This is a genomic window from Acanthopleuribacter pedis (genome assembly GCF_017377855.1).
GTDB classification, from domain to species: domain Bacteria; phylum Acidobacteriota; class Holophagae; order Acanthopleuribacterales; family Acanthopleuribacteraceae; genus Acanthopleuribacter; species Acanthopleuribacter pedis.
The window spans coordinates 74701-85586 of the sequence record NZ_JAFREP010000013.1; the positions used below are offsets into that span (position 1 = coordinate 74701).

The 10886-nt window shown below is 57.2% G+C and carries 6 protein-coding genes; 3 read left to right on the forward strand and 3 right to left on the reverse strand.

Features of this window, described 5'->3' with window-relative positions:
* Positions 1-72: 72 nt before the first annotated feature.
* Positions 73-528 carry a DedA family protein gene (locus J3U88_RS13980; protein WP_243435949.1) on the reverse strand — a complete coding sequence of 152 codons (456 nt, stop codon included), beginning with the start codon at positions 526-528 and terminating at the stop codon, positions 73-75.
* 416 nt (positions 529-944) lie between these two features.
* Here J3U88_RS13980 and J3U88_RS13985 point away from each other — a divergent pair, with 416 nt between their 5' ends.
* Positions 945-2156: an EAL and HDOD domain-containing protein gene (locus tag J3U88_RS13985; RefSeq protein WP_207859483.1), complete on the forward strand. Its 1212-nt coding sequence runs from the start codon at positions 945-947 to the stop codon at positions 2154-2156.
* A 512-nt stretch (positions 2157-2668) separates the two neighbouring features.
* Here J3U88_RS13985 and J3U88_RS13990 read toward each other — a convergent pair.
* Complete coding sequence (locus tag J3U88_RS13990) at positions 2669-3847, reverse strand: DUF3103 family protein (protein ID WP_207859484.1); 1179 nt, start codon at positions 3845-3847, stop codon at positions 2669-2671.
* Between the two features lie 816 nt (positions 3848-4663).
* On the opposite strand from J3U88_RS13990, the gene J3U88_RS13995 reads away from it, so the two are divergent.
* The gene (locus J3U88_RS13995) at positions 4664-9352 is read left to right on the forward strand and encodes a MupA/Atu3671 family FMN-dependent luciferase-like monooxygenase (protein WP_207859485.1); all 4689 of its coding nucleotides are present in this window, start codon (positions 4664-4666) and stop codon (positions 9350-9352) included.
* Between the two features lie 89 nt (positions 9353-9441).
* Here J3U88_RS13995 and J3U88_RS14000 read toward each other — a convergent pair whose 3' ends face one another.
* Positions 9442-10290, reverse strand: coding sequence for an SDR family NAD(P)-dependent oxidoreductase (locus J3U88_RS14000; RefSeq protein ID WP_207859486.1), 849 nt, complete (start codon positions 10288-10290; stop codon positions 9442-9444).
* A gap of 386 nt (positions 10291-10676) precedes the next feature.
* Between J3U88_RS14000 and J3U88_RS14005 the strand changes: the two genes are divergently transcribed.
* Positions 10677-10868, forward strand: coding sequence for a hypothetical protein (locus tag J3U88_RS14005; protein WP_207859487.1), 192 nt, complete (start codon positions 10677-10679; stop codon positions 10866-10868).
* Positions 10869-10886: the final 18 nt, after the last annotated feature.

Consider the following 10886-nt stretch of genomic DNA (forward strand, 5'->3'; position numbering starts at 1 on the left):
CACACCACCCCCGGACGAGTCATTGAGCAAAAGAAACGCGTGCAACGTAAAAACTTTGTACCACAAAAATGATCAACCCGCCATAGCAGCTTGAAGGATCGCGCCCGCGATGATCCGGAAAATTTCAGCCAAAAGGAGCACAAAGGGAACCCAGAGGGTCACGGCCAGCGCATTGATGCCGAGGAAACGCGCGCGAGACATGCCACTTTGGCCGATGATCCCGTTGGCCAAGGTGCGCAGTCCGATCTGGAACCGCAGCACGAACACAAAGAAGCTTGGATAACGTTCCATCCATCCAAAAATTTTTCCCGCCCTTTTTTCCAGAGCAGGCCAACGTTCCCGTAAGCTTTTCCCATGGCGACGCCCGCATTCAAAAGCGAATGCGTCGTAGAGAAAGGTGCCCAGCCAGGCCAAGCCGGCAATGCTTGCCCAGTTGAGTTGCAAGGTTTCACGAAACCACACAATGGCAACCAGGCTGATTTCACCCTCAAAAAACGAGCCGAGAAAAACCAGCAACAAACCCATCATCAAGGCCTTTCACCTCCGCGAACATGCAGCAACTCATCATAACGAGGGGAACCCCCTCCTTGCCAGCCTGATCACCGGAATCTTTGCCAAGCAACGCTTGGTTAGGGAGAATGGACCAACGAAGCAATCGAGCGAGGCACCCGGCGATGTTTGGTACCGCACGTTGCAGCCCAATTGATTGCGGACTTTGCCCGCGCGGTTCTTTTAAGTCGGGCTTCGACAGCGACAAAAAAGTGGGTCTTGCCGATGTCGTCACGCTTTGTTTTTGATTACAATAAGGTTTCGTGCTTGCTCGTATTCTATTTCATTCACGCCATTGAGCGAACGAGCAAGCAGACGAACATGGAACATCACCGACCACACACCCGCTCCGCGCGCCGTTCAGGTGCGATTCACCGACACCAACAGGACGCTTCATGGAACATTACATCGCCCGGCAACCGATTTTCGACCGTCACCAAAAGGTTTATGCATACGAATTACTGTTCCGCAGCGGGCTTGCCAATTATTTCGACGGGAGCAATCAGGACAAGGCCGCCAGCAGTGTCATCGCCGACAGCACGATTCTGTTTGGCTTCGATACCTTGACCAGCGGCAAACGCGCCTTCCTCAACATGACCAAGGACACCTTGATCAATTACGCGCAGCTCCTCCCCAAAAACCATAGCGTTTTGGAAATCTTGGAAACGGTCGACCCCGACGACGAGGTGGTTGCCACGGTTAAAAGACTGAAAAACCAAGGCTTTACCATCGCGCTCGACGATTTCATTTACAACGAGCGCTGGGAACCGCTGGTGAAATTGGCCGACATCATTAAAATCGATTTCCTTGCAACCACGGTGGCGGAGCGCCAATCGATGGTGACCCGCCTGAAAGCCCAGGACAAAATGCTGCTGGCTGAGAAGGTCGAGACCCAGGAGGAGCATCAGCAGGCCTTCGACATGGGCTTTGATTTCTTCCAGGGCTACTTTTTTGAAAAACCGGTTATCCTCACCAAACGCGGCATGGCGGGCAACAAAATCACCAACCTTCAGATCCTCCAACAGATTAATAAGCCGGGGATGGATTACCGCGAAATTGAAGAGATCATCAAAAAAGATCTGACGCTTTCTTATAAGTTGATGCACTACATCAACTCGGCCTTCTTCGGTTTGCAAACGGAGATTCGTTCGATCAAACACGCCTTGGTGTTGATGGGCGAGCGCGAGATTCGCAAATGGGCTACCTTGTTGGCGCTGAGCACGATGAGCGAAGAGAAGCCGCTGGAGTTGATGAAAACCGCGGCCACCCGTGCGCGCATGTGTGAATTGATCGCGCGCAAAATCGGGCAGGGCGACAAAAGCGCGGACTACTTTCTGATGGGTTTGTTCTCGATCATCGACGCCATCATGGACCGCAACTTGGCGGAAATTCTCAAGGACATTCCTCTGGCCCGCGACATTAAAAACGCGTTGATGCGGATCGCGCGTAACCCGTTCCGCATGGCCTTGGAAATCACGCTAAATTACGAACGCGGCATTTTTAAAGACATTCCGCGCTGGGCGGCCCGGCTGAAGTTACCGGAGAAAGACATCCCCGAGATTTACATGGAAGCGGTGAAATGGGCCCAGGAGATGCAGGCCCAGTAACCTAGGGTCGATCAAAGGTTCACAATGCGCGGCCGAGCACCGTTTCGGTGATCGCCATGCGTGGCCGGGCCCCGATCCGGTGAGCACCATGCCAGGCCGCGCCCCGATCCGATCATCACCATGCGTGGCCGCGCCCCGATTCGGTGATCACCATGCGTGGCCGCGCCCCGATCCGATCATCACCATGCGTGGCCGCGCCCCGATCCGATCATCACCATGCATGGCCGGGCCCCGATCCGGCGCCCCCCAACGGGGCGCGCACACCGCAATGCGGGGACCATAACTAATTTAAACCGTGAGCCGGAGGCGAACAACCGCTGGTTACGTTGAAAACGTAATGAGATTTCAGCCTGGGGTAAAGGGTTGTAGAACAACCCTTTACCCTAGGTCCCCGGGGGTTCCCGAAAAGCAGGCGCTGAAGGCGCCGGCACCCCCATCCCAATCCCAACCCCCACCCAAAACAAAAACCCCGCCTTGCGACGGGGTTTTCGTGTTTATGGGGCAAGGTCGTTTTAGTTTTGGCGCAGGGTGTAAGGTTTTAGCGTGATGCGCGCGTTGCCGCTCGCCCCGTTCCAATCGGTGTAAGCGCGGTTCTTTTCGATGGTGTAGTAAACGTCGAGGTAATCGTCGTCGTTGGTGAACCAACTCGCGGGCATGGCGCGAATGATCTCACCGGCGAGATCAACCAAACCCGCGTACGGCGCGGTCTCCGGGAAGGTCGCCATCACGCGGGCTACGGCGCTCACCAACAAGGCGGCCAATTCCTGGTAGTTGGTGTTGTCGTCTTGTTCCATCAAAACAATGTTGGCGGCTTGGTAACGGTACTGGTCCCAAAAAATCAGAATTTGGTTGGGATAGTAGTTTTTTTCGTCGTCGTCGAGGTACGGCATTCCGGTGGCGGTAATGTTGGCTTTCATCTCGGAAGGATGCACACCGTTCACAATGGCGTAAACCTCGGCATCACCGGAAATCCACGGCTCTTGGTCGTCCTCCAAGCGGATTTTATCGAGTTTGTGGGTGGCGACGTCGGCCTTACGCGCGGCGTCCCGGCGAGCCGTCGGTTGTTGTACCCCCGCGGCTTGGAAGGCGTCGTTGAGCAGCGCCAGTCCGGCTTGCAGATCGGCCTTGGCGTCGAGGCCGACAATCAAAACGGGTTCTTGGGGCGCAACCGCCGCATCCAACAGGCGGGCGTTGCCGTTTTGGTCAAAAGCCTCAATCGCGGTCCATGTTTGATCGTCGCCGCTTGGTTCAAAGGCGACCAGCGCGGGCGCGTTGTTTTTGAGCGACAACCCCTCGGGCAAATACAAACGCACTTGCAACAGCTCGGCGACGTAACTGGAGGTGCCTTTGGCGTTGCGGATTTGCAGGTCGAGTTGGTCGACGTAGGTCGCCAATTCGGCGGCGCGTTTGCCGGGGAACACCTGGGCGTAATCATGGGCAAGGGTCACCAAAGCCTGGGCGTCGCCGTCATGTTCGATACGGCTCTGAACAAAATCGCGAAAAGCTTCATTTTTTAAGGCGTTGGCCACACGGAACGCCAACTCGCGTTTGTGACGGTCGAGCTCTTGTAACTGAAAAGCGTGCACACTTAAGGTCGGGTCGTGGTGGGTGGGAACCGGGTGGGAAGCTTGGGCAAGCGCGGGAACGAGCATGAAAACAGAACACAAAAGGACGAGCAATAAGCGAAGCATCGATCTCTCCTAGAGAATATGAATGGGATCTGCTCGAGGAACGAAGAAAATTACGTTATTCATGAAAATAGGCTAAGCGAATGAACAGGCGCTCATTTTAACGAGCCCGAAAAACCTGTCAAGAATCGGTCACCATTACGTAACAAAAAAGTAAATTCCATCACATTCACCACAACTTCACCGTTGCCTCGCCCGCTGTTCACCCCATTTCCCCAGGGACTTACCAAACGCGCACACAATGGTTCAGTTCATCACAAAGCAACATCAACGGGTTTTACGGCGAACCGATGGCGACACACGCCTCGCCAAAGGGGTAATTAGGATCATCAGGTAAATACACACTTCTTGAATTTTTGCCGCCATGCTTTCTCGTGACCGAGATGGTGCCGCACCAAGACAAGGGGCGAACCGGCACACAGCACGACCCGGCTTCCATTCGCGTTTGCTTGCGCCGCTTATGCCATTCTAAAAAAACAGGATAGACACCTTCTTCGCCCCTTGGCGGCAGACGGGCTTTCCCGCCACAAAGCGACGGGCGCGTCACGCCCCGCCGGCCCGCCTTTTTCCCATCACTTTTCCCGCTTAAACAGGGGCTTTTTGAGGTTTCCAAGTCATTTCCGAACCGCTATGATCTGCTGTGATGAGCCACCCAACACCCCACGCCAAACCCACACGCATTTACGACCCCCGCAATGATTCCCCGGCATGCCCTTTTTCGGGTCTGCTCGGCATTGATGCCTGTTGGGTATTGGCGACCACGCTACCCTGTCCCGCCCACGCGTGTCGTTGCGCGAGACATATGTAAGGATGAAGCAAATGACAGAAGGAAACGGATTCAGTTGTTACATTATTGGTCAAAACCGACTTTTGACTGAGTGCGCAGAGATCCTCATCAAGAAAGGGCACCAGATTCGCGGCATCATTTCCGCGACGGACGCCATTATCGGCTGGGCCCAACACCACGATATCCCCGTACTCGATCCGAAATCCGACTACGGCAAAACGCTGGCCGAAGACCCTTACGATTATTTTTTCAGCATTACCCATTTATCGATGTTGCCGGACGAAATTCTGCAAACACCTCAAAAAGCCGCGATTAACTTCCACGACGGCCCCCTGCCCGACTACGCGGGTTTGAACACGCCGGCCTGGGCGCTGCTCAACGGCGAAGAACGCTACGGCATCACCTGGCACTTGATCACGAGCGGTGTCGATACCGGCGACATTCTCAAACAACAACTCTTTGACGTGGTCCCCCGCGAAACCTCGCTTTCGATCAACACCAAGTGTTTCGAAGCGGCCATGGAGAGTTTTGGCGAGCTGGTCGACGAATTAACCGACGACCGGACGACCGCCACACCCCAAGACCCCACCGGTCGCAAGGAATTTCGACGCTCCGACCGGCCGCCTTTGGCCTGTTACATCGATTGGAACCAAGAAGGCCAAGCCATCGAGAATTTCGTGCGCGCCCTGTTTTTCGGCCCCTACGAAAACCCGCTGGGTAGCCCCAAAATCGCCAAGGACGGCAAGGTCTTTATGGTGACCCGCGCTCGCACCGGCGAGGAGGACGCCGACGAGGATCCCGGCACCATTGCTTCCATCAGCGACGACCGTATCGACGTTTGCGCCGAGGATGTGGTCGTCAGCTTGATGGGCTTCACCCGCCATTGCGGCCAGGAAGTTCCTGTCAGCCAAGTGGTTGAAGAACTCGGCCTGGATGAGGGCGATCAACTGACCGTCTTTGAAGGTGATCAAGGTCAAGCGCTGACCGATTTGGCCGCCAAACTGGCCAAAGCGGAACCGGCCCAGGTTCGCCGTCTCTCCCGCTTGGAACCCATTGAAATCCCTTACGCCACCACGGAAAAAGCCGGCGAAGAGGCCGACCTCGGCCAAGCACCGATTGCAGTGCCCACCTCATTCCGCGACCGTTTCGGCAGCGAAGGTTTGAGTGACGCCCTGGTGGCCGCCTGTGCCGCCTACCTGTCGCGCATCGGCGGCAAGGACCGTTTCCACGTGGCGTTCAGCGATCCCGGCTTGGCCGCGGAACATGCGCTGGATCCCAAGGTAATCGCACCACGCACCACGTTGTTGCTCAAGTTCGCACCCAATCAAGGTTTTGCCGAAGCCCTGTCAACGACCCAAAAAGAACTGGCGCGCGGGCGCAAGCGCGGCTCCTGGCTGAACGACATCATGGGCCGTTATCCCGAGGTGCATCAGCAACCCGGTTTGGTGAGCGGCAAACTCTTGCCGGTTGCCATTGAAATCGGCGCGACGGGCCAATCGGTTCCCGCACCCGGCACCCAGCTCACCTTCAGCATTACGCCGGACGGCGACGCCTGTACCTGCATCTACGACCGCAACCTGTTGTCCTCCAACGCGGTCGACATGTTGCAACGCCAATTCGCCCACTTCCTCGACAATGCCGCCGCCGACGCGGATCGCGCCTTGGCCGAACTGGACATTCTCAGCGGGGACGAGCGCCGCCAAATCCTCGAGACCTTCAACCAAACCGGTCACGATTTCGACCGTTCGCCCTGCATCCACACCTTGTTTGAGGCCCAGGTCGCCAAAACGCCGGACGACATCGCGGTGGTGTTTGAAGCGGAAGAAGTCAGCTATGCCGAACTGAACCAGCGCGCCAACCAACTGGCGCATTTCCTGATCGAGCGTGGCATCGGCCCCGACACCTTGGTGGGCATCAGCGTGTCCCGCTCGGTGGATTTGATCGTGGCCATCATGGGTACGCTCAAAGCGGGCGGCGCCTACGTGCCGCTGGATCCCGACTACCCGTCGGACCGCCTGGCCTACATGATCGAAGATGCCAAGATCAAACTGTTGATTACCCAGGACCATTTGGTCGACGTGTTGCCCGAACACCGCGTGCCCACCACGCGCATCGACGCGGATTGGCCGATCATCAGCCAAAGTTCAGGGGAAAACCCCGATTCCGGCGTGACCCCGGCCCACATGTCTTATGTGATTTACACCTCGGGTTCGACCGGTAAACCCAAAGGCGTGATGGTCGAACACCGCAACGTGGTGAACTTCTTCGAGGGCATGGACGACCGCATTCCTCACGAAGGCGGCGGCACCTGGCTGGCGGTGACGAGTTTGTCGTTCGACATCTCGGTACTGGAACTTTTCTGGACCTTGGCGCGTGGCTTCAAGCTGGTGGTTTTCCTCGACCGCACCCGCAACGCGGCACCGGTTTCCGCCAAAATCGCGGGCAAAGGGATGGAGTTCGGCCTGTTCTACTGGGGCAACGACGACGGTCCCGGTCGCCAGAAGTACCACCTCCTGTTGGAAGGCGCCAAGTTCGCCGACACCAACGGGTTCCAATCGGTTTGGACCCCGGAACGCCACTTCCACGCCTTCGGCGGCCCCTACCCCAACCCCTCGGTGACGGGCGCCGCGGTGGCCGCGGTCACCAAACGCATCAGCGTGCGCTCCGGTAGCTGCGTTTTGCCACTGCACAACCCAATCCGGGTAGCGGAGGAATGGGCGGTGATTGACAACCTGTCCGAGGGGCGCGCCGCCTTGGCCGTCGCCTCCGGCTGGCAGCCCGACGACTTCATCCTGCAACCACAGAACTACGAAAACTTTAAAGCCAAGATGTTCGACAGCATCGAGACGTTGAAACAACTGTGGCGTGGCGAAACCGTGGCCTTTCCCGGTGTACTCGGAAAAGACGTGGAAATCGTCACCCAACCACGCCCGGTTCAGAAGGAATTGCCGATTTGGATCACGACCGCCGGCAACCCCGACACCTACCGGCGCGCGGCGCGGATCGGCGCCAACATCCTGACCCACTTGTTGGGCCAAAGCGTGGAAGAAGTCGCAGAAAAAATCAGAATCTACCGCGACGAACTCAAAGCCTGTGGCCGCGACCCCAAGTCCGGCAAGGTGACGCTGATGCTGCACACCTTCGTCGGCGACGACAACGACGTGGTGTTTGAGAAAGTACGCGCGCCGATGAAGGAGTACCTGGGTAGCTCGGTGAGCCTGGTGAAAAACTACGCCTGGGCGTTCCCCGCGTTCAAACGGCCGGAAGGCGAGGAAAACAAGGGCCTGGACGACATCGATCTGGGCGGCCTCGACGACGCGGAAATGGACGGCGTGCTTGAGTTCGCCTTTGAACGTTACTTCGAAACCAGCGGCCTGTTCGGTACCGTGGATCGCTGTATCGATATGGTCAACAAACTCAAAGAGATCGGCGTTGATGAAATTGCGGCGCTGATCGATTTCGGCATTCCCACCGAGGACGTGCTGGCCAGCTTGCCCTTGCTCAAAGAAGTGCGCGAGCGCAGCAACGAAACCATCGGCAGCGACGGCGCGGACTACTCGCTGGCGGCGCAGATCAGCCGCCACAAAGTGACCCACATGCAGTGTACGCCGTCCATGGCGCGCATGATGTTGATGAACGACGAGGCCCGCGAGGCCATCGGTGGTTTGCAGCACATGATGGTCGGCGGCGAGGCCTTCCCTCCGGCGCTGGCCGAGGATTTGACCAGCCTGGTACAAAACTCGGTGACCAACATGTACGGTCCCACCGAAACCACGATTTGGTCCTCGACACAACAGGTCGCGGCGAACATGGACAGCATCCCCATCGGGAAACCCCTCGCCAATACCCAGTTGTACGTGCTCGATATTCACGGGCAACCGGTTCCGGCCGGGGTTCCCGGCGAGCTGTTCATCGGCGGCGAAGGCGTGGTTCGCGGTTACCTGGACCGTCCCGAACTGACGGCGGAACGTTTTGTCAAAAACCCCTTCGTGGCCGATGCCGATGCGCGCATGTACCGCACCGGCGACTTGGCCAAGTGGCGTGAAGACGGCGTAATGGCGTTCATCGGCCGCGTCGACCACCAGGTCAAAATCCGCGGCTACCGCATTGAATTGGGCGAAATCGAAGCGGTGCTCAACAGCCACGACGGCGTGGTTGAGGGCGTGGTCATCGCCCGCGAGGACAATCCGGGCGACCAACGTCTGGTGGCTTACTACACCAGTCACGAACCCGCACCGGACGAGGAAACCTTGCGCGACCTGATGCGTTCGAAGTTGCCGGATTACATGGTCCCTTCGAACTTCGTCGAAATGGACGCCTTGCCCCATACACCCAACAAAAAGATCGACCGCAAGGCGCTGCCCGCGCCGGAAGCGCTGGTCAAAAAATCCCAGGCCGAATTTGTGGCGCCGGAAAGCGAACTGGAATCCCAAATCGCCGAGATCTGGCAGGAAACGCTGAACGTCGATCAAGTCGGCGTTGAAGACAACTTCTTCGACATCGGCGGGCACTCGCTGTTGGTGGTGCGCATGCACCGCACCATGCGTGAGCGCTTGAGCGACCACACCATCGCGCTGACCGACCTGTACCGCTTCCCAACGATCAAAGCGTTGGTCAACTTCCTCAACAGCGACGGCGTTTCGGAAAACGTGGCCAAATCGGCCGACCGCGCCGCCCGTCGCCGCGAGCGAATGCAGCAACGTCGCCGCCGCCGTCGTTAAGACACGGCCGACCCAAAATCTAAAAAGCGGCGCGGGCCGAAACCCGCGCCGCTTTTTTTGTTTATGAAACGCGTTGGATTAAATCGAGATCAAGAGACGCGTTTTACCTCGCGGATCACACCGCCTTTGTCGCCGTGGCCTTTCCAAGAAGTCATGCTGGTTGAAGCGCCGAGAAAATCGCCGAGCATATCGGACATGAAACCGGGCAGAACCCCTTTGAGGAACGGAACGAACTTCACCAGGAAGGGTTCGAGGACCATGCTGTTGTCTTCTTTGACGGCTTGCAGCACTTTATCGGCCAGGGTTTCGGGCGTCAGGAACGGCGTCAGCAATGGGGCTTTCACACCCTCGAACATACCGGTTTTCACGTAACTCGGGCAAACCGTGGTGACCTTCACGTGGTCGTAACCCATGTGTTTGAGCTCCAGGCGAACCGATTCAGACAGACCGATGACGGACCATTTGGAGGACGCGTAGGTGGTTCCGTAGGGCAGGGCAACAAACCCGGAGGCACTGGCCAGGTTCACGATGTGCGCACCTTCGAGCTTGAGCATTTGCGGTAAGAAGGCGTGAATCATGGCAGCCACGCCGATGGTGTTCACTTTATAAGTGAGCTCGTGTTTTTTCATGTCGACATCGAGGAAGGGACCGCCAAACACGACACCGGCGTTGTTGACCAACACATGGACGGGGCCGGCTTCTTTGACGATTTGATCGCGTACTTCCAAAATTTCGTCGTGATCGGTGACGTCCAAAACGAAGGTTGCGACCTCAATCCCCAATGAGCGCAATGCTTCGCCGGCTTCTTCCAGCTTCATGCGGTTAACGTCGGTTAGCACCAAATGGGCGCCTTCCTGACCCAAACGTTTGGCGATTTGAAAACCAATCCCCTGCGCGGCGCCGGTAACAAGCGCCTGTTTTCCCTGTAAATGCCTCATAAGTATCCCCTTTTGTTTGATGCCGACGCGAGACGTCGTGCAGGGATCCAGGCCGAGTTCATTCACAAAAGCATAGACGCGTGGCGGCAAACCGCCGTAAGTCGCGAAGGCGGCACGACGCTGCCGCGGGCGTGAGAGGATGGCGCGGCAATGTGCTCGTGGGAGGCGCGCCACCGGATCAGCACCGGCGTCAGGGAACCCAGTCAAGGATCTTCACTGTATCTTAATGCCCTTGCCGTAACGCGGCAAGTGCTTCGGGGCGCTGTTTTCTTAAAACAGGCGATAAATCTAATAAAACCAAGCTTGCCTCGTTGCGACTTTTTTTTCTGCCACCACGCGTCATTACCGGCGCTTCATGAACAAGGGTGCCCAAGGCGTGTCACAAAATGACGCCGCATTTTTTCGCGTATCCGCAAATTCACGCCGCTCGCTTTGAAGTCACCCCCAAAAAAGGCACCGAGAAAATTGCCGCCATTCAGGCCAAGATCATTACCGCCAACGGCTTGGCCCCAAATTGCGGCAACCCCAAGGTGAATCGGGAAAAACCCGGCTTGCGGCGTCCGACACAAAACAGCTAAAATTCGCGTGATTCACCC